This window comes from Nocardioides sp. ChNu-99 (genome assembly GCF_029493445.1).
Lineage (GTDB): Bacteria > Actinomycetota > Actinomycetes > Propionibacteriales > Nocardioidaceae > Nocardioides.
The window spans coordinates 1-22615 of the sequence record NZ_JAHWBL010000023.1; the positions used below are offsets into that span (position 1 = coordinate 1).

Consider the following 22615-nt stretch of genomic DNA (forward strand, 5'->3'; position numbering starts at 1 on the left):
GGCGCGGTCCGCACGCCGGCGCTCGCGCTCGGCCCGTCGGCGGGCCGCGCGGTCCTCACCGGGCGCGGCGAGCGGGGCGCCGAACGCGGCGTACCCGTCCTGGGGCCCGTCCTGGGGCCCGTCCTGGGTGCCGTCGTGCCGACCGGGGCGCGCGGGGAGGGTGCCGGTCTGCTGCCCGGGGGCGGGGTACCCGGCGTGCTGGTCGTGCTGGTACGGCGGGGAGGCCCGGTGGGCGTCGCCCGTCCCGTCGCCCGTCCCCTCGCCCCCGCCGGCGCCGTGGGCCAGGGGGCGGGTGTGCTCGACGTCGTCCGCGCCGTCCCGGGGGTCGTCGCGGAAGGGATCGCGGGGGTCGCTCACGGGGTGGCACCGTCCTCGTCGGGCTGGGGAGACGTCGTCACGTCCGCCACCGGGGCGCCGGTCCCGGTGACCCGCGCCGGTCCGGCGGTGCGGGCCCGCAGCGCATCGGTCACCTGCAGCAGGTTCGCGGTCGGCGGGCGGCGCTCGGCGGCGGGCGGCTGCGGGGAGACCCCGAGGGCCACGATCCCCAGCATCGCGGCGCCCACGGCGCCACCGCCGATCGCGGCCACGGTCCACCGGTGGCGACGGTCGTCGTCGGGCGCGGGCGGGTTCGTCCACTCGGGCGCGGCGGCGTACGACGCCACGAGGCGGTCGGCGCTCAGGCGACCCTTGAGGGAGTCGGAGACGCAGTCGGGGGCGGCCGTGGCCAGCGTCGACAGGGTGCGCTTGACCCAGGCCTCCGTCTCGACCTGCTGCTGGCAGGAGGGGCAGTCGGCGACGTGCGCCCAGGCGCTCGCGCTGGCGCGCTCGTCGAGCCGCTCGTCGAGGAGGTCGCTGACCTTCGTCCCGAGGTGTCCGAGGAGGGTCATGACCTCACCGCGGCCCGGCCGGGACGACGCGGCGGGCGACCAGGCCCTCCGCGGCGGTGCCGGTGACGCGGCGCGCGGCCTCGGCGGCCCCGCGGACCACGGGCAGCGGACCGGTGCCGGGGCCGGCGTACCGGGTGCGGCCCGCGGACGGCGCGCGGTGCGCCAGCGCCTGGCGCAGCTGGGCGCGGCCGCGGTGGATGCGCGAGCGCACCGTGCCGAGCTTGACGCCGAGGATGTCGGCGATCTCGTCGTACGACATCCCCTCGATGTCGCACAGCACGACGGCGACGCGGAAGTCGGGGGTGAGCTGGGCGAGCGCGTGCTCCACGTCGTCGTCGAAGGTGCGGTCGCCGACGGAGGTGGCCGGACCGGGGACGGCGGAGGCGAGGGACTCGGCGCGCTCGGAGGAGAGCTGGTCGAAGCGCAGGCGCTGGCGGCGCCGGGCCTGGTCGAGGAACAGGTTGGTCGTGATGCGGTGCAGCCAGCCCTCGAACGAGCCGGGGCCCGACTCGGTGAACGAGTCGATGCTGCGGAACACGCGCACGAACACCTCCTGCGTGAGGTCCTCCGCGTCGTGACGGTTGCCCGTCAGGCGGTAGGCCAGCCGGAAGACGCGGTCGGAGTGCCGGTCGACGACCTCGTCCCACGTGGGCGCCCCACCGGGGCGACCGGGACCGTCGTGGTCCACCTCGTTCACGGCATCCTCCTGGTTGTCCGACCGTCCCGACCCCACCTGGCGACGGAAGACGAAAATAGGCGGTCGTACTGAGAGGAACCTGTGAGGGGTCCCTCCTGTTCCCGCCGCGACGGGCGTGGGGCGGCCCCCTCCGGGTCCCGGCACCCGGTACCCCGTTCCGGCCGGTCGGGGCACGCGGGTCGAGACGGTCCCCCGTGCCCGGCACGGCGTGGGCCCCGCGGGGCCGCGCGCCCACTAGAGTTCGACGCGCCACACGCACCCAGGAGGCCGTCATCACCACCCCGATCACCGCTGCGAGCTGGACCTACTCGGAGGAGTTCGTCGTCGAGGACGACGTGCTGGCCGCTGCGCGCGCCCGGGCCGAGGAGGTCGGCGTCGCGCCGGTGTCCCCCGGGGCCGGCGCCGCCCTGCGCTTCCTCGCGGCCGTGCTCGACGCCCGCGCGGTCGTCGAGATCGGCACGGGCACCGGCGTCTCGGGCCTCTGGCTGCTGCGCGGCATGCGCGCCGACGGCGTGCTCACCAGCGTCGACGTCGAGGCCGAGCACCAGCGCCTGGCTCGCGAGACGTTCGCCGAGGCCGGCATCCCCAGCCAGCGGGTCCGCGCCATCCCCGGCGCGGCGCTCGACGTGCTCCCCCGCCTCACCGACGGTCACTACGACCTCGTGCTGTGCGACGGCGACAAGCTGGAGTACTCGGCGTACCTCGTCGCCGCGCTCCGGCTGCTGCGTCCCGGTGGCGTGGTGGTCTTCGACAACGCGCTGTGGCACGACCGGGTCGCCGACCCGGCCAAGCGGGACGAGACGACCGTCGCCGTGCGCGAGCTCGGCCGGGAGGTCGCCGCGTCCGAGGAGCTGGTGCCCGTGCTCCTGCCCGTGGGCGACGGCCTGCTGGCCGCCAAGAAGGTCGGCTGACCCCCGCCGTACGTCGCGGCGCACCGCCCTGCCCGCAGCCCCGTCGACGGCCCCGTCCTCGGCCCTGCCGTCAGCGGGCCCTCAGCGGGGCAGCGCGGCGGGGTCGAGGCCGGCCAGCCAGTCGAGCAGCAGCCGGGCCCCGAAGCCGGTCGGGCCGGCCGTCCACTCGTGGGCGTCGCCCGCGGCGTCGCCGACGGACGCGATGTCGAGGTGGGCCCACGGCCGGCCGCCCGTGAAGTGGCGCAGGAACAGCGCGGCCGTGATGGCGCCGGGTCCGCCGGGGGCGTTGTCGGCGTCGGCGACGGTCGAGGCCAGCTTCTCCTCGTAGACGTCGGCGAGCGGCAGGCGCCACAGGGGCTCCCCGACCGCGCGTCCCGTGGCGAGCAGGCCCTCGGCGAGCGCGTCGGAGGTCGCGAACAGCCCGCCCGTTCGCTGGCCGAGCGCGACCTTGCCGGCGCCGGTCAGGGTGGCGATGTCCACCAGGATCGCCGGGTCGAGCTCGTCGACCGCGTAGGCGAGGGCGTCGGCCAGCACGAGGCGGCCCTCGGCGTCGGTGTTGGTGACCTCGGTGGTGCGCCCGCCGTAGTGGCGCAGCACGTCGCCGGGGCGCAGGGCGTCGCCGCCGACCGCGTTCTCCGCCGCCGCCACGAGACCGGTGACGCGCACGGGGCAGTCGACCGCGGCGAGGGCGGCCAGGGTCGCGATGACGACGCCGCCGCCGGTCATGTCGCGCTTCATCGTGCGCATGCCCTCGGCCGGCTTGAGGGAGAGACCGCCGGAGTCGAACGTGATGCCCTTGCCCACGAGCACGACGCGGGGCAGGCGGCGGGCGGCGGCCCGCGACGTGCCGGCCGGCACGTAGTCGAGCCGCACCAGGCAGGGTGGGGTGGCCGAGGCGCGGCCGACGGCGGCGATGCCACCGAACCCGCGGCGCTCCAGCTCGGGGCCCTCGACGACCTCGACCTCCAGGCCCTGGGCCTCGGCGAGGCCGCGGGCCTGCGCGGCCAGCCAGGCCGGGGACTTCACGTTCGAGGGCACCGTCGCGAGCAGGCGGGCCAGCCACGCGGCGCGCGCCACGGCCGCGGCCCGGTCGACCACGGGCACCAGCGCGTCGGGCAGCCCCGCGAGCACGACGGTGCCGACGGGGGTCGACGTGGGCGCGGAGGCGCCCCAGGTGAAGGAGAAGGAGCCGAGCGTCAGCCCGGCGACGTGCGCGGCGACGGCATGGTCGTCGTCGGTCGCGGCCGCCACCGTCGAGACGACCCGGTCGCGGCCACGGCAGGCCCGGGCGACCGCGGCGCCGGCGCGGCGCAGATCGGCGGGCGATCCGGCTCCGATGCCGACGAGCAGCAGCAGGCGCGGGACGGCGTCCTCGTCGGACGGGTCGAGCAGGGGCACCCGGGTGATCTCGCCGGCGGCGCCGGTGGCGCCGTGGGCGTCGAGCTGGGCCAGCAGGTCCAGCGACCAGCGGTCGGCGACCTCGGGGCCGCCGGGACCGACGACCGGGCCGGCGGCGTCGTCGTCGGTCGCCGCGTCGGCGTCACCCTCGGCGTCACCGTCGGCGTCACCCGAGGCCGTGCTCTCCCCCGGCTCGCCGCGCAGGACCGGCACGACGATCGTCGTGCCGGTCCGCGGGGCGTCGTGCTCGGTCGGCCCGTCGGCGGGCGCGTCGTCCCAGGCGTCGGCCAGCGCCGCCGCCACGAGGACGGTGGGCGGCTCGGGCTGGGACGGCAGTCCGTCGAGCGGGAGTCCGGTCAGGGGGGAGGGCACGGCGGGAGGCACGTGTCAGGCGACGACGGCCTTGAGGGCGTCACCGAGCTCGCCCGCCTCGACGGCGTTGAGCTCGACGACGAGCCGGCCACCGCCCTCGAGGGGCACGCGCATGACGATGCCGCGACCTTCCTTGGTGACCTCGAGCGGACCGTCACCGGTCCGCGGCTTCATCGCCGCCATCCGTGCACCTCTTTCTCTTGGTGGATCGAACCGTCGGCGCGTCGGCGACGGAGCGGCCGGTGGGTGGGCCGCCGACCATTATCCCCCATCCGCGCGCGAATCCCCGGAAGACCTCACAGGTCGTCCCGGGTTCGTGCGGCGCGCCGACCGGGGTGGGGCGCTCAGGCGGCGCCGGCGGAGCGCTGCAGCAGGGCCGCGATGCGGCGCGAGGCGTGGGTGCGCATGTAGGTCGCGTCGGGGTTCGTGCCGTACTCCACGGTGAGCGCGACGCCCGGGTAGTTGTTGTTGAACCAGCCCGTCATCGTGCCGTGGCAGACGCCGCCGCAGGTGAAGCGCTTGCCGGGCAGGTCGAGCGTCTCGGCGGTGGCGCGGGCGAAGCTGGGGAACTTGGTGTCGAGGTCCACGCCGTTCAGCGGCTGGTGGAAGCTGAGGATGACGTCGGGCTGGATGCGGCTCAGCAACCGCACGGCACCGACCGTCTCCGGCTCGGAGACGGGGCGCGGGCCCGAGTAGTAGTTGCCCGTCAGACGGCGCCAGTCGTTGTCGAAGTTGCGGTTGAGGTCGACCCCGCGGGCGTTCTGGCGGTCCCGGCGCAGCAGACCGTCGGGGTTGTACGACGGGACGACCCACAGGTTGACCGCGCTGAAGCGACCCGCCGCGGCGAGGTCGCGCAGGCCCGGGTAGATGGGGCCGACACCGCGCTCGTTGCCGTGCATCCCGATGACCACCACGGCGGTGAACTCGGCGTCCCAGTTGCCCATGCGGTGGGCCACGAGCGGCCGCCCCTGGACGGAGGTCCCGTAGGTCCACGACGCGAACTGCTGCGCGGCCGCCGCCTGCGGGGCGACGGCGGCGGGACCGGCCGTGGCGCGCGGCGCCGCCTGGGTGGCCGGCGTACCGGCGAGGAGCACCGCGCACAGCGCGGCGACGACCGCGGCGAGGAGGAACGGGGACCGTGTGCTGCGCGGCGACGACGTCACCGGCGCATCGTGTCACAGGTCACGCGCGCCGGGGAGGGTCCGCGACGCGGCCGCGCCCGGCTTCCGGCCCGCTGCCGCGCGGGGTCGGGTGGCGGGTTCCCCGGTGCACCGGGGAACCCGCCACTTCACACACGAAACTTTCACCCGGAAGTGGCGGGTTGCGTGGTCAAGTGTCGTCTCGGGGCAAGTTCCGGGCCGGTACGGCGGCGCGCGGGGTCGGCGTACCGGGTGCGGGCTGCGGATGGGCACGGCGCCGCGCCTGCGCGGAGGTCTGCTGCTCGACGTCTGCTCAGCAGACCTCCGCACAGGCGGGCCGGTCGGGCTCGAGCGGGTTGGGCGACCACCCGACGGGCGTCACCGCCGGGGCGGCACCCGCCTCAGACCGACCCGGAGAGGTAGGCCAGCGTGAAGACGACGGCCGACGCGGCGACGCCGAGGTGGCCCAGCAGCGCGAGGCCGAGGCCGACGAACCAGCCGCGGTCGCGGGCGTCGGAGTGGCGACCGCGACTGGGCAGCCAGCGGCCCAGCAGCAGGAGGCCGGCCCAGCCGGTGATCCACCACAGGCCCAGGCCCACCACGCCGAGCAGCGAGTGCCACGTCGCGCCGTCCTGGTCGACGAGGAGGAACACCACCCACAGCAGGCCGCCGGCGAGCCCCGCGCCCGTGTGCACGTCGAGGAGCCACGGGGAGACCCCGTGGCCGTGGCGCGGGCCCTGTCGGGTGCCCGCGGACCTCCGTCCGAGGACGCGACGGGTCAGCAGCACCACCGCGACGGCGAACGCCGTGAGCAGGTGGACGGCCAGCGGATCGGGAACGGGCACGGCGGCTCAGTGTGCCGCACGCGGCGGGTCGTCGTCATCCGCGGGGGCGGCCGGCCGGTACAGGTCCAGCCCGTCGCGCTCGGCGGCCAGGCGGGCGAGGAGCGCGTCGACGTCGGCCGGCCGGTAGCCGCGCACCACGAGGGGGAAGCGCACCCGCCGCAGGTCGTCGGCGGTCAGCGGTCCCTGAGCGGGCAGCCCGCTGTCGGGGCGGTCGCCGTGCTCCGGGGCGAGCGGGGTGCCGTGGCCCGCCGCCACCGCGGCCGCGCCCACCATGGCGGCGACGGCGAGCACCGCGAAGACCCACATCACCGGGGTCCACCTCCTGGTCTCGTCTGCGGTCCGCCCGCACGCGCGGCCGTCTGCACGGCTGCGGCGTGCGGCTCACTCAGGGTAGGAGCCGGCCGGTCGCGAGGAGGAGCCGCCCTCGAGACGGTCGACCACGATCCGCACCGCCTCCGCGGGGTCGTCCGTGAGGTGCAGCTGGTCGAGGTCGCTGGCGCGGATCTTGCCGTCGGCGAGCACGACGTCGCGCATCCAGTCGATGAGCCCCCGCCAGTACGCCGTACCCAGCAGCACGACGGGGAACTCCGTGACCTTCTGGGTCTGGATGAGCGTGAGCGCCTCGAACAGCTCGTCCAGCGTGCCGACGCCGCCGGGGAGCACGACGAAGCCGCTGGAGTACTTCACGAACATCGTCTTGCGGGCGAAGAAGTAGCGGAAGTTGATGCCCTTGTCGACCCACGCGTTGAGCCCGGTCTCGAAGGGCAGCTCGATGCCGAGGCCGACGCTGACGCCGCCCGCCTCGGACGCGCCCTTGTTGGCGGCCTCCATGGCGCCGGGCCCGCCGCCGGTGATGACGGCGTACCCGGCCTCGACGAGCAGCCGCCCGACCTCCTCGCCCTGCGCGTAGTGCGGGTGGTCGGTGGGGGTGCGCGCCGAGCCGAAGACGCCGATGGCCGGCCCGAGCTCCGCGAGCGCCCCGAAACCCTCGACGAACTCGGCCTGGATGCGCATCACGCGCCACGGGTCGGTGTGCACCCAGTCGGCCTCACCCGTGGAGTCGAGCAGGCGCTGGTCGGTGGTCGTCAGGTCGACCTGGCCGCGGCGCAGGAGCATGGGGCCGCGGCGCTTGATGCGCTCACGCAGCGGGACGGCCGCCGTCGGCACCCGGTCAGGACCGGTGGGCATCGGCTCGCGCTGCCCGCCCGAGGCATCCGGCTCGGCCGGGTCGGTGGACCCGGTGAGCTCGCCGGCCGGCGCCGGCCGGCCGTGCCCGTCGTCCTGCTGGTGGTCCTGCCGGTCGTCGTGCTCGTGGTCGTTCACGCCGCTCCCCCGTCCTCGCCCAGCCAGGTGCGCAGGGCCCGCTCGCAGTGCACGACGTCGGCCGCCGGCACGAACTCGTCCTGCTTGTGGGCGAACATCGGGTCGCCCGGGCCGAAGTTGACCGCGGGGATGCCGAGCGCGGTGAAGCGCGCGACGTCGGTCCAGCCGAACTTGGGCGCGACCTCCCCCCCGACCGCCGCGACGAACGCCGCCGCCGCCGGCACCCCGAGGCCCGGGAGCGCGCCGGGGGCGGAGTCGGTGAGCGTCACGTCGTACCCGGAGAAGACCTCCTCGACGTGCGCCAGCGCCTCGGCCTCGCTGCGGTCGGGTGCGAAGCGGTGGTTGACGGTGACGACGCACTCGTCGGGCACCACGTTGCCCGCGACGCCGCCGGAGACGAAGACGGCGTTGAGGCCCTCGTGGTACTCCAGGCCGTCGATGACGGGGCGCCGGGGCTCGTACGCCGCGAGCCGGGCCAGCACCTCGCCGGCCGCGTGGATCGCGTTGACCCCGCGCCACGAGCGGGCGGAGTGGGCGCGCTCGCCGCGGGTGCGGACCTCGACGCGCAGCGTGCCCTGGCAGCCGGCCTCGACGGCGGCGTTGGAGGGCTCCATGAGGATCGCGAAGTCGGCGGTCAGCAGGTCGGGGTCGGAGGCGGCGAGCTTGCGCAGCCCGTTGTGCTCGGCCTCGATCTCCTCGGCCTCGTAGAGGATGTAGGTGACGTCGCGGTTCGGCGCCGCCAGCTCGGCGGCGAGCTTGAGGATGACGGCGTCGCCGCCCTTCATGTCGCACGTGCCGAGACCGTGGAGCAGCTCGCCGTCGGGGGTCTGCTCGCGGCGGTGCGGCAGGTTGTCGTTGACCGGCACCGTGTCGAGGTGGCCCGCGATGACCACCCGCTCGGCGCGCCCCAGGTCGGTGCGCGCGACGACCGTGTGGCCGCGCCGGGTCAGCGTGAGGTGCGGCAGCCCCGTCAGGGCCTGCTCGACCGCGTCGGCGATCGCGCCCTCGTCGCGGCTGACGGACTCGATGTCGACCAGCTGCGCCGTCAGCGTGACCACGTCGGCGCCCAGGTCGAGGCGGGGTGCGGGGGGCGGGGTGGGCATGGGGGTCATCCAACCAGGCGGGGTGGCGGGTTCCCCGGGGCACCGGGGAACCCGCCACTTCCGGTGCCGAACTTCCCACCGGAAGCGGTGGGTCGGGTGTTAAACCGGCCCTCAGGCGCCCTCGGCGCGCGCCAGCTCGGCCTTCCAGGTGCGGAAGCCCTCCTCGGTGCGGCCGCGCCGCCAGTAGCCCGAGACGGACAGGTCGCGCTTCCCCACGCCGCGGCGGCGCAGCACGGGGCGGACGTGGTGCATGACCGCCTCGGCCTCGCCGTGCACGAACGCCTGCACGCGACCCTCGGGCCAGGCGCCCGCGTCGAGCTCGGCGACCGCGACGGCGAGCGGGGACCCGGCGCCGGTGAGGTACGCGGGGGCCTCGTGGGCCGCCGTACCGCGGTGGAGCCAACGCAGCTCGACGCCCGCGGGGACGGGCAGCGGCAGCTCGTCGCCGGGGCCCGCCACCTCGACGAGGGCGAGACCGCGGGCGTCGGCGGGCAGCGCCTCGACCGCAGCCGCCAGGGCGGGCAGCGCCGACTCGTCGGCGACGAGGAGGTGGAAGTCGGCGGTCGGGTCGGGCGCGTACGCCCCGCCCGGGCCGTTGACCCACAGCCGCGTGCCGACGGCGACGCTCGCCGCCCACGGGCCCGCGACCCCCTCGTCGCCGTGCACCACGAAGTCGATGGCCAGCGTGCCGGCGGCGACGTCGAGCTCGCGCACCGTGTAGGTCCGCACGACCGGCTGGTCCTCCGGCGCCACCGTGGCCCGCATCTCCCGCAGGTCGAACGGCTCCGGGTAGGTCACCCCCGGCCGCGGGAACACCAGCTTCACGTAGCGATCGGTCGCGGTGCTGTCGGCGAACGCCGCCAGGTCTCCCGAGAAGCGGACACGGACGAGGTGCTCGCCCAGCGGCGCGGAGCCGGTGACGGTGAGCAGGGTGGCGCTGGGCAGGACGACTCCTCGGGACGCGTACGGCGACACGCACCGTCCGGTGCGCACTTAGGCAAGCCTAACCCCGGACTGTGCGCGGAATCCCGGTGGTCTACGACCCAGGCATCGCGCGCAGACCACAGGTCTCCCCGCCTCAGCGGGGAAACCCGTGGCCCCGTCAGGCCTTCGCCAGCGCGACGGTCACGACGACACCGTCGCCGACGGTCGCCTCGGTGGTGCTGGCGCCGGCCGGGGCGTCGCCGCCCACGGCGTACGACGTCGCGAGGGTCTCCCCCGCCACCAGCGCCTCCCACGTGCGCAGCGCCGCGGCCGCCTCGTCGGGCCCCGTGAGCACGAGCGCGATGCGGTCGGAGACGTCGAGCCCGGCGTCCTTGCGCGCCTGCTGCACCGCCCGCACGACGTCGCGGGCCAGGCCCTCGGCCGCGAGCTCGGGCGTCACGGTGGTGTCGAGCACGACGAACCCGCCGCCCGGCAGCACGCCGATGGCCTCGCCCTCGCCGGCCTGCGCGACCGTCTCGAGCGTGAACTCGCCGTCGACGAGCGCGAGCCCGCCGGCGGTGACGGTGCCGTCCTCGGCCACCGACCAGTCGCCCGACTTCGCGCCCTTGATCGCGCGCTGCACGTCCTTGCCCAGCCGCGGGCCAGCGGCGCGGGCGTTGACGGTCAGGCGCTGCGCGACGCCGTACGACGACGCCTCCTCGGCGTCGGCGGGCACGAGCCGCACCGCCTTGAGGTTGAGCTCGTCCGCCACGAGGGCGGCGAACCCGGGCAGCACGGCCTCGAGGCCGGCGGGGTCGTCGACCACGACGGTCAGGGACGCCAGCGGCAGCCGGTTGCGCAGCTTCGCGCCCTTGCGCAGCGCGGAGCCCGCCGAGCAGACCTCGCGCACGAGGTCCATCGCGGCCACCAGCGCGTCGTCGCCGGGCAGCTCCTCGACGTCCGGCCAGTCGGCGAGGTGCACGGAGCGCTCGCCGGTCAGGCCGCGCCAGACCTCCTCCGTCGTCAGCGGCAGCAGCGGCGCCGTCACCCGGCAGACCGTCTCGAGCACGGTGAAGAGGGTGTCGAACGCCGCCGTCGACGCGTCGCCGTCGCTGGCCCAGAAGCGCTCACGGCTGCGCCGGATGTACCAGTTCGTCAGCACGTCGAGGAACCCGCGGGTCGTCTCGCACGCGTCGGCGATCGCGAGGTCGTCCAGCTGGGTCGTCATCGCCGCGACGTACTGGCGCAGCTTGGCGAGCACGTAGCGGTCCAGCGGGTCGGTCGAGTCGGTGCGCCGCTGCGCGGTGTACCCCTCGGCGTTGGCGTAGAGGCTGAAGAAGTACCAGCTGTTCCACAGCGGGATCATCACCTGGCGCACCGAGTCGCGGATGCCCTGCTCGGTCACCACGAGGTTGCCGCCGCGCAGGATCGGGCTGGCCATGAGGAACCAGCGCATCGCGTCGGCGCCGTCCCGGTCGAAGACCTCCGAGACGTCGGGGTAGTTGCGCAGGGACTTGCTCATCTTGTTGCCGTCGCTGCCCAGCACGATGCCGTGGCTGATGCAGGTCGAGAACGCGGGCTTGTCGAACAGCGCCGTGGCCAGGACGTGCAGCGTGTAGAACCAGCCGCGGGTCTGCCCGATGTACTCCACGATGAAGTCGGCCGGGAAGTGGCCCTGCAGGCCCGCCGCCCCGTCGAACCAGTCGGCGTTCTCGAACGGGTAGTGCACCTGCGCGAAGCTCATCGAGCCCGAGTCGAACCACACGTCGAGCACGTCGGTGACGCGCCGCATCGTGGAGCGCTCGCCCTCGGGGCGCGGGTCGTCGGGGTTCGGCCGGGTCAGGTCGTCGACGAACGGGCGGTGCAGGTCGGGCTCGCCGGCGGCGTTGCGCGGCAGGCGGCCGAAGTCCCGCTCGATCTCGGCGAAGGAGCCGTAGACGTCGAGGCGCGGGTAGGCCGGGTCGTCGCTCTTCCACACCGGCACCGGGGAGCCCCAGAAGCGGTTGCGGGTGATCGACCAGTCGCGGGCGTTCTCCAGCCACTTGCCGAACTGGCCGTCCTGGATGTGCTCGGGCACCCAGCGGATCTGCTGGTTCAGCTCGAGCATCCGGTCCTTGATGGCCGTCACCTCGACGAACCACGACGAGACGCCCTTGTAGATGAGCGGCTTCCGGCAGCGCCAGCAGTGCGGGTAGGAGTGGTCGTAGGTCTCGCGGCGCAGCAGCACCGTGCCGAACGTGACCGCCCCCAGGTCGGCGGCGTCGCGGCCCGCGACGTGGTCGAGGGCGTACGTCGCGTTCTTGAGGTGCTCGATGACGAGCGGGTTGGCGTCGAAGACCTGGACGCCGGCGTACTCGGTCACGGGCGCGGTGAAGCGGCCGTCCTTGCCGACCGGCATGACCGCCTCGATGCCCTCCCGGTCGGTGACGACCTTGTCGTCCTCGCCGAAGGCGCCGGCGGTGTGCACCAGGCCCGTGCCGTCGGTGGTGGTGACGAACTCCGCGGTGACGATGCGGAACGCGTTCTCGTGGCCCAGGTAGTAGGAGAACGGCGGGGTGTAGTGCCGCCCCGCGACCTCGGCGCCCGTGTACCGCGCGACCACCTGGTCCTCGATCGCGTCGCTCCCCTCGTCCTTCAGCTCCCGCGCGTACGACGCGAGCCGCGCCTCCGCCAGCAGGTAGCGCTCCGGCGTACCGGTGGAGGAGGACTCGACGACGACGTAGTCGATGTCCTCGCCCACCATCACCGCGAGGTTCGACGGCAGGGTCCACGGCGTCGTCGTCCACACCAGCGCGAGCACACCGGCCAGGGGGTCGTCGCCCCCGTCGGGGCCGTCGCCGTGGATGCGGACGCCGACCGTGACGGCCGGGTCCTGCCGCACCTGGTAGACGTCGTCGTCCATCCGCAGCTCGTGGTTGGACAGCGGCGTCTCGTCGTTCCAGCAGTAGGGCAGGACGCGGAAGCCCTCGTAGACCAGGCCCTTGTCGTGGAGCGTCTTGAACGCCCAGATGACCGACTCCATGTAGTCGGGGTTGAGCGTGCGGTAGTCGTTCTCGAAGTCGACCCAGCGCGCTTGGCGCGTGACGTAGTCCTGCCACTCGCCGGTGTACTTCAGCACCGAGGCGCGGCAGGCGTCGTTGAACTGCTCGATGCCCAGCTCGAGGATCTCGTCGGTGGTCTTGATGCCGTTCAGGCGCATCGCCTCGAGCTCCGCGGGCAGGCCGTGGGTGTCCCAGCCGAAGCGGCGCTCGACGCGCTTGCCGCGCATCGTCTGGTAGCGCGGCACGATGTCCTTCACGTAGCCCGTCAGCAGGTGGCCGTAGTGCGGCAGCCCGTTGGCGAACGGCGGACCGTCGTAGAACACGTACTCGTTGCTGCCGTCGGCGCCCGCGTCGCGCGCCGCGATGCTGGCCGCGAACGTGCCGTCGCCCTCCCAGTAGGCGAGCACCTGCTTCTCGATGTCGGGGAAGCGGGGGGAGGTCGGGATGCGGTCGAGACCGCTCGTGGAGACCCGGGGGTAGGCCATCGCGCTGCTCTCCTGGTACGTCGCTCGGGCGCCGGCAGGGCTGCCGGAACTGTCTGGCCACGAGGACGACGGATGCCGCGGTACCACCTCGCTTGCCGCCCCACCCCGGTGTCCCGGGACGGCGCGACCGCTTCGTCGGGGGCTGTGACGGGCCCACCCGTCCGGTTCTACTGAGCGGTCGTGCGGACCGCCGTTCTTCCGGAGGCTCGCCGCTGATGACGGCTCGGACGCCTCTGCGCGGGATGGTACGCCGCGGCGCGGGGCCCCGCGAATCCGATCCCGGGCCAGCCGGGGCGTCGGCCGGGGCCGGCCGGGGTCAGCCGGTCGGGGCCGGGGGCAGGACGCCCGCGGCGTCGAGCGCCGCCGCGGTCAGCCGGCGGCCGAGCTCGACCATCTCGGTCGCCCGGTGGAAGTCGAGGGTGCGGCAGGCGTCGACGGGCACGTCGACCGTCACGTCGGCGGGGAACGCCGCCTGGCGGTAGCGGTGCACGAGGCCCTGCATCGCCTCGAACGACTGCGCGGTGACGTCGGTGAGGCGCAGGTCCTTCGGCAGCGGGTCGGTGCCGCCCGTGACCGGTTCGGCGGCCGTGGCGGGCTGCAGGCCCCCGCCGCCGTCGCCCGCCAGCACGGGGGCCTGCTCGGCGGGCGTCGGGGCGTCGTGGTGCCGCCCGTGGCGCCCCTCGTGCAGCTCGTCGGCGTCCGGCTCGCGGCCGGTGACGCTGGCGATCGTGCGGCGCAGGCGGTCGCGCCACTCCTCCAACCGCTGCGGGGCCGCCGACTCCTGGGCGGGCGCCTGCCGGTCCGCGCGGGCGCGTCGACCCAGCAGCGAGACCGCGACCGTGAGGTCGGCCGGAACCGCCGTCGTCGGGTCGACGGGCACGGGGTTGAGCAGGCCGCCGTCGACCAGGAGCCGCCCGTTGATCATCACCGGCGTGAACAGCCCCGGGATGGCGATCGACGCCCGGACCGCCGGCAGGAGCGGGCCGCGCTGGAACCAGACCTCGCGCCGCGAGCCGAGGTCGGTCGCCACCGCGGTGAAGGGCACGGGGAGGTCCTCGATGTCGGTGCCGTCGAAGAGCTCGCCGATCGCCCCCAGCAGCCGGTCGGCGGCCACCGCGCCGGGCGCGGACAGCTTGAAGTCCATGAGGCGCAGCACGTCGCGCTGGCGCAGCCCCGCGGCCCAGGCGAGGAAGTCGTCGTCGCGGCCGGCGGCGGCCAGGCCGCCCACGAGCGCCCCCATGGAAGTGCCGGCGATGGTGACGATCTCCCCGCCCCGGGCGCGGATCTCGTGGATGGCGCCGAGGTGGGCGTACCCCCGGGCGCCCCCGCTGCCGAGCGCGAGGGCGACGCGGACGGGCGACGGGGCGGACATGGCGCCGAGGCTACCGACGGCCGGCGCGGGCCGCGCGGGGGCGGCCGGCGCCTCAGCAGGTCGGGTCGGTCGCCGGCTCCCCGGCGAGGCGGGCACGCGTCCACGCCACCAGCTCGGCGGTCAGCGGGGAGGAGTCGGCGACGAGCGAGCCGTGGTCGAGCCCGTCGTACTCGACGTAGCGGGGCGTCTCCCCCGCCGCGCACCGCTGAGCGATCCACCGGCGCTGCAGGTCGGCGCGCACGACGACGTCCGCGGCGCCCTGGGCGACGAGGACCGGCACGTCGGGCACGGTCGGGGTGTTGGCCACGAGCCGGTCCGCGACGTCGGCGCGGTCCAGGTCGTCCTCGCCCAGGGCGGGACCGCGCAGCTGGCTCGCCGCGGCCCACGCGGCGACGGCGTCGCGGCCCACGAGGCAGCGCGAGGCCACCCGGTCGGCGAGGTGGGCGGCGAGCCAGCCCTCGTCGTCGCGCAGCCCCAGGTCGTAGGTCTCGTCCCAGGTCACCGCGAGGTAGGCGTTGAGCACGCGGTCCCCGCCCGGGCCGGAGAGGTCCCGCACGAGCGCGGTCAGGTCGGTGGCCGGCGCGAGCGCCGCGACGCCGGCGACCCCGACCTCGGGGGCGTACGACGGGGCGAGCCGCCCCGCCCACAGCGCGGCGTGCCCGCCCTGGGAGTGCCCCCACACGACGGTGGTGGGCGCGAGCGCCCGCAGCTCGCCGGCGGCGCGCACGGCGTCGAGCACGTTCGCCCCGGCCGCCGGGCCGTCGAGGTAGGCGTGGCGGCCCGGCGCCCCCAGGCCCACGTAGTCGGTGGTGACGGCGACGGCACCCGCCGCGACCACCTCGGCCAGCGCGGCCTTCGCGCCGGCGAACGGGTCGCTCGACGCCGACGGAGCGCACGGCCGGGCGACGCCGGTCGTGCCGTGCCCGACCGCCACCGCCGGCAGGGCCTCGGGGCGCCCGGTCGGGGCGACCACGGTGGCGCTGGCCAGCGCCGGCTCCCCCGCCGCGTCGCGCGTCGTGTAGAGGATCCGCCACCCCTCGGCGCCGTCGGGCACGTCGGTGGTGAAGGGCTCCTGGCGCACCAGGCGGCCGGCCTCCGCGGGCACCTCGTCGTCGTCCGGGGCGGCGTAGAAGGCGTCGAGGGTGGGCCGGGAGCCGACGTGCACCACCACCGTGGCGACGAGGAGCAGCACCGGCACCGCGGCCGCCCCGACGAGCAACCAGGTGGGCACGCGGCGCCGGTCGCGCTCGGACCGGCGCGTGCGGCCGCGGCCGGTGTCCGCCTGGTCGCCGCGGACGCGTCGTACGACGTCGTGCACCCCGGTCCGCAGGGCGACGAACCCGCCGCCCACGACGAGCGCCACGGCGAGCAGCCACGGGAGCACGCGCAGGGTCGTGGTGGGCCACGCCAGGGCGAGGAGGACGAGGGCGGCGAGGCCGACGACGACGGCGGTCCGACGGATCACGGGGCCATCCTGCTCCCCACGACGACCGGCTCGGCGCCCGGGCGTAGCGTGACGCGTCGTGCAGCTCCGCGGTCTCCTCGCCGACACCCGCCCGCTGGCGGTGCCGGCCTTCCGGCGTCTCTGGCTGGCCAACATCGTCACCGTCGTCGGGGCCCAGCTCACCGTGGTGGCCGTGCCGGCGCAGATCTACGCGATGACGGGCTCCTCGGCGTACGTCGGGCTGACCGGCGTCTTCGGGCTCGTGCCGCTCGTCGCGTTCGGCCTGTGGGGCGGCGCCCTCGCCGACCACGTCGACCGCCGCCTCCTGCTCGTGGTCACCACCCTCGGGCTCGTCGCGACGAGCGTGCTCTTCTGGGTGCAGGCGGCGCTGGGGTCGCAGGACGTGTGGGTGCTGCTGGGGCTGTTCTCGGTGCAGCAGGCCTTCTTCGCGGTCAACCAGCCGACGCGGACCGCGATCCTGCCCGCGCTCGTCGACACCCCGCTGCTCGCCGCGGCGTCGGCGCTCAACACGACCGTCATGCAGGCCGGGGCCATCGCGGGGCCGCTGGTGGCCGGCGTGCTCATCCCCTTCACCGGCTTCGCGTGGCTCTACCTGGCCGACGCCGTGTGCCTGCTCGCGACGCTGTACGCCGTGCTGGCGCTGCCGCCGCTGCCCGTCGTCGGCGCCGTCGGCACGCCGGGCCTGCGCTCGGTGGTCGACGGCCTCGTCTACCTGCGGACGCAGCCGGTGCTGCTCATGAGCTTCGTCGTGGACGTCGTCGCGATGCTCTTCGGGATGCCCCGAGCGCTCTTCCCCGAGATCGCGCACCTCGACTTCGGCGGCCCGGACGGCGGCGGCATCGCGTTCGCGCTGCTCTTCGCCGCCATCCCGGCCGGCGCGGTGGTCGGCGGCGTGTTCTCGGGGTGGGTCTCGCGGGTGGAGCGCCAGGGCCTGGGCGTCGTCGTCTGCATCGTCGTCTGGGGCCTGGCCGTGACCGCGTTCGGCCTCGCCGCGGGGCTGGCGGACGGGTCGGCCGGGACCTGGCTGGTCGTGGCCGTGCTGGCGCTGTCGATCGGCGGCGGCGCCGACATGGCGAGCTCGGCACTGCGCCAGTCGATGCTGCTCACGGCCGGGACCGACGAGGTGCGCGGCCGCCTGCAGGGCGTCTTCCTCGTGATCGTCGCCGGCGGCCCCCGCCTGGCCGACGTCGCGCACGGCGGGGCGGCGGCGGTCGTCGGGGCCTCGGTCGCCGCGGCCGGCGGCGGGATCCTCACCGTGGTGGGCGTCGTCGTCGCCGCCCTCGCGGTGCCCGCGTTCGTGCGCTACCGCGTCGCGGTCAGTCCCCGCTGAGGCCGGCGCGCACCACGGGCTGGGGGCCGCGCATCGTGTCGATCCAGAACGTCACCTCGTCCGGCGAGGGCCAGCGCGGCAGCACCGGGCCGGCGAACGGGTCACCGGGCTCGACGGTGCGCACGCGGATGTAGGCCAGCCGGCCCTCGTCGACGCGCAGCCCCACCACCAGAGGCTCACCGTCGTCGCCCACGAAGCGGGCGTGGACGGGGAACTCGGCGTCGGCGGGCACGGCCAGCGGCACGTCCCCGGCCACCTCGAACGTCGCGAAGTCGACGGCCTCGTGCTCGCCGCGCTCCGCGTCGGTCGTGACGGCGCGCAGCAGCTGGGCCCGCAGCGCGAGCGCGCCGTAGTCCTCGGTCTGCGACAGCAGCGCGTCGGTCAGGGCGCGCACGTCGGCGTCGAGCGGGCGCTCCACCCACTCCAGCTCGCCGGGCTCGGGGGTCTCGTCCGCGGCGCCGCGGCCGAGGCGGTCGCGCACCCAGGCGCGCGGGTCGCCCACGAGGTCGACGGGCACCGCCGCCCGGGCGGCCTCCCACCCGGCCCAGGCGAGCCCTCCGACGAGGGACGCGGCCGCACCGCGTCGTACCAGCCGCAGCGCCTCGCGGCGCGCTCGGGATTCGGGGTGCATGCCCCCGACGGTAGCCGGACGGTCGGCGCGGTTCCGTAGCATGGGTCCACGTGACCGCAGCCAACGCCGCCGACGTGCCGACCTCGACCTCCGGGCCGACCCCGCCGACCCCGCCGACCTCCGCCTGGGGCGTGGGGCTCGCGACCACCGCCCCCGACGGCACGGTGCTCGACGTCTGGTTCCCGGCCCCCGCGCTGGGCGAGGCGCCCGCGGCCGACGCCCCCGACGCCGTGGCCGGCGCGGACCTCGACGCCCTGGCCGGCGTCGACGAGCTGCGGGGCGTGGTGCGGGAGGTGCGCCGCGTCGAGATCGCCGACCTGCAGGCGCCGCCGACCTCGACGGAGGACGTGTGGCTGCGGCTCCACCTGCTGTCGGCCCGCCTCGTCGTGCCGCACTCGATCTCGCTCGAGGGCCAGTTCGGCCTGCTCGCCAACGTGGTGTGGACCTCGGCCGGCCCCTGCGCCGTCGAGGGCTTCGAGCTCACCCGCGCGCGGCTGCGGGCCGCGGGCACCCACGTGAGCGTCTACGGGATCGACAAGTTCCCCCGCATGACGGACTACGTCGTGCCCTCCGGCGTGCGCATCGCCGACGCCGACCGCGTCCGCCTCGGCGCGCACCTCGCGTCCGGCACCACGGTGATGCACGAGGGCTTCGTGAACTTCAACGCCGGCACGCTCGGCGCCTCGATGGTCGAGGGCCGCATCTCGGCCGGGGTCGTCGTGGACGACGGGTCCGACGTGGGCGGCGGCGCCTCGATCATGGGCACGCTCTCGGGCGGCGGGAAGCAGGTCATCTCGATCGGCCGCCGCTGCCTGCTGGGCGCCAACTCCGGGCTCGGCATCTCGCTGGGCGACGACTGCGTCGTCGAGGCGGGCTGCTACGTCACCGCCGGCTCCAAGGTCGCCGTCATCGAGCCGGGCGCGGAGCCCCGCGTCGTCAAGGCCGCCGAGCTCTCGGGCGCCTCCAACGTGCTGTTCCGCCGCAACTCCGTCTCCGGCGCGCTCGAGGCCGTGCCGTGGCGCAGCGAGGGCGTGTCCCTCAACGCCGCGCTGCACGCCAACGACTGAGGGTGCGGGCATCGACGGCGCGGACGGGGCCGCTGGTGGCTCCGGCAGGACCGGGCGGGTGAGCCGCCGGCTGCTCGTCGGCGCCGTCGTCGTGGCCCTCGTCGTCGGCGTCGTCGCCCTCACCGGGCGCTGGGTCTACCGCAGCGTCGAGGGCTTCCTGCCCGGCGCGCAGGGGTGCGTCGCGACCCTCGACGTCGACGGGGAGACCGCCGAGGTCGAGCTCGACGTCGAGCAGGCGGAGCACGCGGCGCTCATCGTGGCCACCGCCGTGCGTCGCGGCCTGCCCGCGCGGGCCGCGACGATCGCGCTCGCCACGGCGTACCAGGAGTCGAAGATCCGCAACATCGACTACGGCGACCGCGACTCCGTCGGCCTGTTCCAGCAGCGGCCCTCCCAGGGCTGGGGCACCGAGGAGCAGCTGACGGACCCCTCCTACGCCACGAACGCGTTCTACGACGCACTCGTCGAGGTGCCGGGGTACGCCGACCTGCCCGTCACCGAGGCCGCCCAGGCCGTGCAGCGCTCGGGCTTCCCCGAGGCGTACGCCGACCACGAGGCCGACGCGCGGGTGCTCGCCTCCGCGCTCACCGGGTGGACCGGGGCGGCCCTCACCTGCCGCGTCGACACCGACGTGCGCACCGAGGCCGGCGACGAGCTCGACGCGTCCGGCCTGACGGCGCGGGCGGCGACGGTGCGCACCGAGCTGGCGGCGGCGTACGGCGAGCTCTCCCTCGGCGGGTTCGCGCCCGGCGGGGTGAGCACGGGGCACTCGGAGGGCTCGGCGCACTACGACGGCCGCGCCCTCGACGTCTTCACGCGACCGGTCACCGAGGAGACGCAGCGGCTGGGCTGGTCGGTGGCGCAGTACCTCGTGGCCCACGCCGAGCGGCTCGACGTCGCCACCGTCATCTACGACGACATGATCTGGACGGCGCGGCGCTCCGGGCAGGGCTGGCGCCCCTACGACGTGGACACGTCCGGCGTCGACGAGGACACCGCGGCGATCCTGGAGCACCGCGACCACGTGCACGTCGACGTGTTCGGCAGCTGACCGCTGCCCCAGGCCGGCGGGGCGCAGGCAGGGACCGGCGGGGCGCTCAGGCCAGGCGCGCGGCGGCGGCGGCGATGCGCTCGTCGGTGGCGGTGAAGCCCACCCGCACGTGCTGCGCGCCCGCGGCGCCGTAGAACGAGCCGGGGGCCACGAGGATCCCGCGCTCGGCGAGCCACCCGACGGTGGCCCAGCAGTCCTCGCCGCGGGTCGCCCACAGGTAGAGCGACGCCTCGGAGTGGTCGATGCGGAACCCGGCGCGCTCCAGCGCCCCTCGCAGCTCGGCGCGGCGCGCGGCGTACCGGCTGTGCTGCTCCGCCACGTGCTGGTCGTCGTCGAGGGCGGCGGCCGTCGCGGCCTGGACGGGCGCGGGCACGATGAGGCCGAGGTTCTTGCGCACGGCGAGCAGCTCGGCCACGACGGCCGGGTCGCCGGCGACGAACGCGGAGCGGTAGCCGGCGAGGTTGGAGCGCTTCGACAGCGAGTGCACGCTCAGCAGGCCCTCGTGGCTGCCGCCGCACACGTCGGGGTGCAGCACCGAGGTGGGCGGGCGCTCCGCGTCCCAGGCGCACTCGAGGTAGCACTCGTCGGAGACCAGCAGCGTGCCGCGCTCGCGGCACCACTCCACGACCTTGCGCAGGTGCTCGGGCGGCAGCACGCGGCCCGTGGGGTTCGACGGCGAGTTGAGCCACAGCAGCGCGGGGCGCTCGGGGCCGATGGCCGTGAGCGAGTCCGCCGCGAGCACCCGGGCGCCGGCGAGCGCCGCCCCCACCTCGTACGTCGGGTAGGCGAGCTCGGGGATGACGACGAGGTCGTCGGGGCCGAGCCCGAGGTGCACGGGCAGCGCACCGATGAGCTCCTTGGAGCCCACGCTGGGCAGGACGCCGTCGAGACCGAGGCCGGTCACGCCGAAGCGGCGGGCCAGCCAGTCGACGACCGCCTGGCGCAGCCGCGGCGTGCCGATGGTCGTCGGGTAGCCCGGCGCGTCGGAGGCGGCGGCCAGGGCGTCCCGCACCACGGCGGGCGTCGGGTCGACCGGCGTGCCGATCGAGAGGTCCACGACCCCGTCGGGGTGCGCGCGCGCCGTGGCGGCGTACGACGCCAGCCCGTCCCAGGGGAAGTCGGGCAGCCGGCTCGAGACCGGCCGCCGGCCCGTCGGGGTCACTCCTGGTTCTGGGGCGGCAGGGCGGCGACGAAGGGGTGGTCGGCGTCGATGGCGCCCATCTTCGCGGCACCGCCGGGCGAGCCGAGGTCGTCGAAGAAGTTGACGTTCGCCGCGTAGTAGTCCTTCCACTCCTCCGGCGTGTCGTCCTCGTAGTAGATCGCCTCGACGGGGCAGACCGGCTCGCACGCACCGCAGTCGACGCACTCGTCGGGGTGGATGTAGAGCATCCGCTTGCCCTCGTAGATGCAGTCGACCGGGCATTCGTCGACGCACGCGCGGTCCATGACGTCCACACACGGCTGGGCGACGACGTAGGTCATCTTGAGGTCCTCCTGAGACGGGCAGGGCGGGTCGTTCGCGATCGGGGGGTGCGCTCGCGCGCACCGGCCCACCCTAGTATCCGCACGGTGACGCCTCCCGACGAACCCCAGCATGCGGGCACCCCCGCGGCGCACGACCTCGGGGCGCACGGTCTGGGTCCGCACGTGGTCGGCACCCGCGTGGTCGTGCGACGCGTCGTCCCAGGTCAGGTGGGTCCCACCGGCGGCCCGAGCTTCACCGACGTGCTCGGCGTGGCCGAGCAGTGGTCTCCGTCACTCGTGGTGCGCCGCGCGGACGGCACGCGCGTCGAGGTGCCGCACGACCTCATCGTCTCCGGCAAGCCGGTGCCGCCCCGCCCGAGCCCGCGCCTGCGGGTGGACGCCGGGGCCGCCGAGGCGCGGATGCGGCTGCTGTGGCCCGGCACCGAGCGCGAGCGGCTCGAGGAATGGGTCCTCCAGGCCTCGTCGCCCACCGGCGGCCGGCTGCGGCGGCGCACCAACTCGGTGCTCGCGGCCGGGACGGTCGACCTCTCCCCCGCCGACGCACGGGCGCACGTCGCGGACTGGTACGCCGCGCGGGAGCGCCGACCGCTCGCCATGGTCGTCGTGGGCTCGGCGGAGGAGGAGCTGTTCCGCGACGGCGGCTGGCACGAGCCGGTCGACGTGGACGGGTGGCAGGTCGCGCTGCAGCTCGCCTCCCTCGCGCAGGTACGGCGCGCGCTCGCCCGCCGCGGGGCGTCGCCGTACCCGGACCTGACCGTCGCCGAGACCCACCGCGACGAGCACCTGGTCGTGCTGGACGCCGCGGTGGAGGTCGAGGAGCCCGGCGGGGAGCGGGTCGTGCTCGCGCGGGGCGGCGCGGCGGTGCGCGGCGACTGGGCCGGCCTGCACGACCTCGCGGTGGAGCCGGCGTACCGGCGCGCGGGGCGCGGCACCGCGGTGCTGGCGGCGCTCGTCGACGAGCTCGCCGCGCTGGGAGCGACGACGCTGGCCCTGCACGTGCTGACCACGAACGCGCCCGCCCTCGCGCTCTACGAGGGGCTGGGTTTCGTCACCCACCACACGGTGACGTACCTGGCGCCGCCCGACTGA

22 protein-coding genes are annotated in these 22615 nt (G+C 75.6%); 5 read left to right on the plus strand and 17 right to left on the minus strand.

The window, feature by feature from the left end; translation table 11 throughout:
• From KK617_RS09600 to sigE, 3 genes are all read right to left on the minus strand, one after another.
• Positions 1 to 357, minus strand: a 357-nt coding sequence (locus KK617_RS09600; protein WP_277499766.1) for a hypothetical protein, incomplete at its 3' end; no start/stop codon positions are given.
• Entirely contained in the window at positions 354 to 887 is a 534-nt protein-coding gene (locus KK617_RS09605) for a hypothetical protein (RefSeq protein WP_277499767.1), read from the minus strand. The genes KK617_RS09605 and KK617_RS09600, both read right to left, overlap by 4 nt.
• 4 nt (positions 888 to 891) lie before the next feature.
• The gene (sigE, locus tag KK617_RS09610) at positions 892 to 1584 is read right to left on the minus strand and encodes an RNA polymerase sigma factor SigE (RefSeq protein WP_277499768.1); all 693 of its coding nucleotides are present in this window, start codon (positions 1582 to 1584) and stop codon (positions 892 to 894) included.
• A gap of 272 nt (positions 1585 to 1856) precedes the next feature.
• Here sigE and KK617_RS09615 point away from each other — a divergent pair, with 272 nt between their 5' ends.
• Positions 1857 to 2495, plus strand: coding sequence for an O-methyltransferase (locus KK617_RS09615; protein WP_277499814.1), 639 nt, complete (start codon positions 1857 to 1859; stop codon positions 2493 to 2495).
• A gap of 81 nt (positions 2496 to 2576) precedes the next feature.
• Here KK617_RS09615 and KK617_RS09620 read toward each other — a convergent pair whose 3' ends face one another.
• From KK617_RS09620 to KK617_RS09670, 11 genes are all read right to left on the minus strand, one after another.
• On the minus strand, positions 2577 to 4265 hold the full coding sequence (locus tag KK617_RS09620; protein WP_277499769.1) for a leucyl aminopeptidase family protein: 1689 nt from the start codon (positions 4263 to 4265) through the stop codon (positions 2577 to 2579).
• Between the two features lie 15 nt (positions 4266 to 4280).
• Entirely contained in the window at positions 4281 to 4448 is a 168-nt protein-coding gene (locus KK617_RS09625; RefSeq protein WP_277499770.1) for a DUF3117 domain-containing protein, read from the minus strand.
• A gap of 161 nt (positions 4449 to 4609) precedes the next feature.
• Positions 4610 to 5428: a M14 family zinc carboxypeptidase gene (locus KK617_RS09630; protein ID WP_277499771.1), complete on the minus strand. Its 819-nt coding sequence runs from the start codon at positions 5426 to 5428 to the stop codon at positions 4610 to 4612.
• Positions 5429 to 5805: 377 nt separating this feature from the next.
• The gene (locus KK617_RS09635; RefSeq protein ID WP_277499772.1) at positions 5806 to 6249 is read right to left on the minus strand and encodes a hypothetical protein; all 444 of its coding nucleotides are present in this window, start codon (positions 6247 to 6249) and stop codon (positions 5806 to 5808) included.
• Positions 6250 to 6255: 6 nt separating this feature from the next.
• A complete protein-coding gene (locus KK617_RS09640) occupies positions 6256 to 6555 on the minus strand; it encodes a DivIVA domain-containing protein (protein WP_277499815.1) in 300 nt (99 codons plus the stop codon).
• A gap of 75 nt (positions 6556 to 6630) precedes the next feature.
• Positions 6631 to 7365, minus strand: coding sequence for a TIGR00730 family Rossman fold protein (locus KK617_RS09645; protein ID WP_277499816.1), 735 nt, complete (start codon positions 7363 to 7365; stop codon positions 6631 to 6633).
• 203 nt (positions 7366 to 7568) lie between these two features.
• Positions 7569 to 8675, minus strand: a complete 1107-nt coding sequence (dapE, locus tag KK617_RS09650; protein ID WP_277499774.1) for a succinyl-diaminopimelate desuccinylase — start codon at positions 8673 to 8675, stop codon at positions 7569 to 7571.
• A 111-nt stretch (positions 8676 to 8786) separates the two neighbouring features.
• Positions 8787 to 9668 (minus strand): siderophore-interacting protein, encoded by an 882-nt coding sequence (locus KK617_RS09655; protein WP_277499775.1) that lies wholly within the window; start codon positions 9666 to 9668, stop codon positions 8787 to 8789.
• A gap of 109 nt (positions 9669 to 9777) precedes the next feature.
• Positions 9778 to 13125 (minus strand): isoleucine--tRNA ligase, encoded by a 3348-nt coding sequence (gene ileS, locus KK617_RS09660; protein WP_277499776.1) that lies wholly within the window; start codon positions 13123 to 13125, stop codon positions 9778 to 9780.
• Positions 13126 to 13441: 316 nt separating this feature from the next.
• Positions 13442 to 14497, minus strand: coding sequence for a patatin-like phospholipase family protein (locus KK617_RS09665; protein ID WP_277499777.1), 1056 nt, complete (start codon positions 14495 to 14497; stop codon positions 13442 to 13444).
• A gap of 52 nt (positions 14498 to 14549) precedes the next feature.
• Positions 14550 to 15962, minus strand: a complete 1413-nt coding sequence (locus tag KK617_RS09670) for a lipase family protein (RefSeq protein ID WP_277499778.1) — start codon at positions 15960 to 15962, stop codon at positions 14550 to 14552.
• 58 nt (positions 15963 to 16020) lie between these two features.
• Here KK617_RS09670 and KK617_RS09675 point away from each other — a divergent pair, with 58 nt between their 5' ends.
• Positions 16021 to 17292, plus strand: coding sequence for an MFS transporter (locus KK617_RS09675; protein ID WP_277499779.1), 1272 nt, complete (start codon positions 16021 to 16023; stop codon positions 17290 to 17292).
• Here KK617_RS09675 and KK617_RS09680 read toward each other — a convergent pair.
• Positions 17279 to 17923 carry a hypothetical protein gene (locus KK617_RS09680; RefSeq protein WP_277499780.1) on the minus strand — a complete coding sequence of 215 codons (645 nt, stop codon included), beginning with the start codon at positions 17921 to 17923 and terminating at the stop codon, positions 17279 to 17281. The genes KK617_RS09675 and KK617_RS09680 overlap by 14 nt on opposite strands.
• A 74-nt stretch (positions 17924 to 17997) precedes the next feature.
• Between KK617_RS09680 and dapD the strand changes: the two genes are divergently transcribed.
• Positions 17998 to 18990, plus strand: coding sequence for a 2,3,4,5-tetrahydropyridine-2,6-dicarboxylate N-succinyltransferase (dapD, locus tag KK617_RS09685; protein WP_277499817.1), 993 nt, complete (start codon positions 17998 to 18000; stop codon positions 18988 to 18990).
• A gap of 58 nt (positions 18991 to 19048) precedes the next feature.
• A complete protein-coding gene (locus KK617_RS09690; protein WP_277499781.1) occupies positions 19049 to 20041 on the plus strand; it encodes a hypothetical protein in 993 nt (330 codons plus the stop codon).
• Positions 20042 to 20087: 46 nt separating this feature from the next.
• On the opposite strand, the gene dapC is transcribed toward KK617_RS09690, so the two are convergent.
• Positions 20088 to 21203: a succinyldiaminopimelate transaminase gene (dapC, locus tag KK617_RS09695; protein WP_277499782.1), complete on the minus strand. Its 1116-nt coding sequence runs from the start codon at positions 21201 to 21203 to the stop codon at positions 20088 to 20090.
• A complete protein-coding gene (gene fdxA, locus KK617_RS09700; RefSeq protein WP_277499783.1) occupies positions 21200 to 21523 on the minus strand; it encodes a ferredoxin in 324 nt (107 codons plus the stop codon). The genes dapC and fdxA overlap by 4 nt, the downstream gene beginning before the upstream one ends.
• Before the next feature lie 87 nt (positions 21524 to 21610).
• Here fdxA and KK617_RS09705 point away from each other — a divergent pair, with 87 nt between their 5' ends.
• A complete protein-coding gene (locus tag KK617_RS09705; protein ID WP_277499784.1) occupies positions 21611 to 22615 on the plus strand; it encodes a GNAT family N-acetyltransferase in 1005 nt (334 codons plus the stop codon).

Bases quoted from the DNA above. Each gene is read 5' to 3' on its own strand.
- KK617_RS09665 (WP_277499777.1), bottom strand. From the start codon at position 14,497: ATGTCCGCCCCGTCGCCCGTCCGCGTCGCCCTCGCGCTCGGCAGCGGG.
- KK617_RS09640 (WP_277499815.1), bottom strand. From the start codon at position 6,555: ATGTGGGTCTTCGCGGTGCTCGCCGTCGCCGCCATGGTGGGCGCGGCC.
- ileS (WP_277499776.1), bottom strand. From the start codon at position 13,125: ATGGCCTACCCCCGGGTCTCCACGAGCGGTCTCGACCGCATCCCGACC.
- fdxA (WP_277499783.1), bottom strand. From the start codon at position 21,523: ATGACCTACGTCGTCGCCCAGCCGTGTGTGGACGTCATGGACCGCGCG.
- KK617_RS09645 (WP_277499816.1), bottom strand. From the start codon at position 7,365: ATGCTCCTGCGCCGCGGCCAGGTCGACCTGACGACCACCGACCAGCGC.
- KK617_RS09605 (WP_277499767.1), bottom strand. From the start codon at position 887: ATGACCCTCCTCGGACACCTCGGGACGAAGGTCAGCGACCTCCTCGAC.
- KK617_RS09680 (WP_277499780.1), bottom strand. From the start codon at position 17,923: ATGCACCCCGAATCCCGAGCGCGCCGCGAGGCGCTGCGGCTGGTACGA.
- KK617_RS09625 (WP_277499770.1), bottom strand. From the start codon at position 4,448: ATGGCGGCGATGAAGCCGCGGACCGGTGACGGTCCGCTCGAGGTCACC.
- dapE (WP_277499774.1), bottom strand. From the start codon at position 8,675: ATGCCCACCCCGCCCCCCGCACCCCGCCTCGACCTGGGCGCCGACGTG.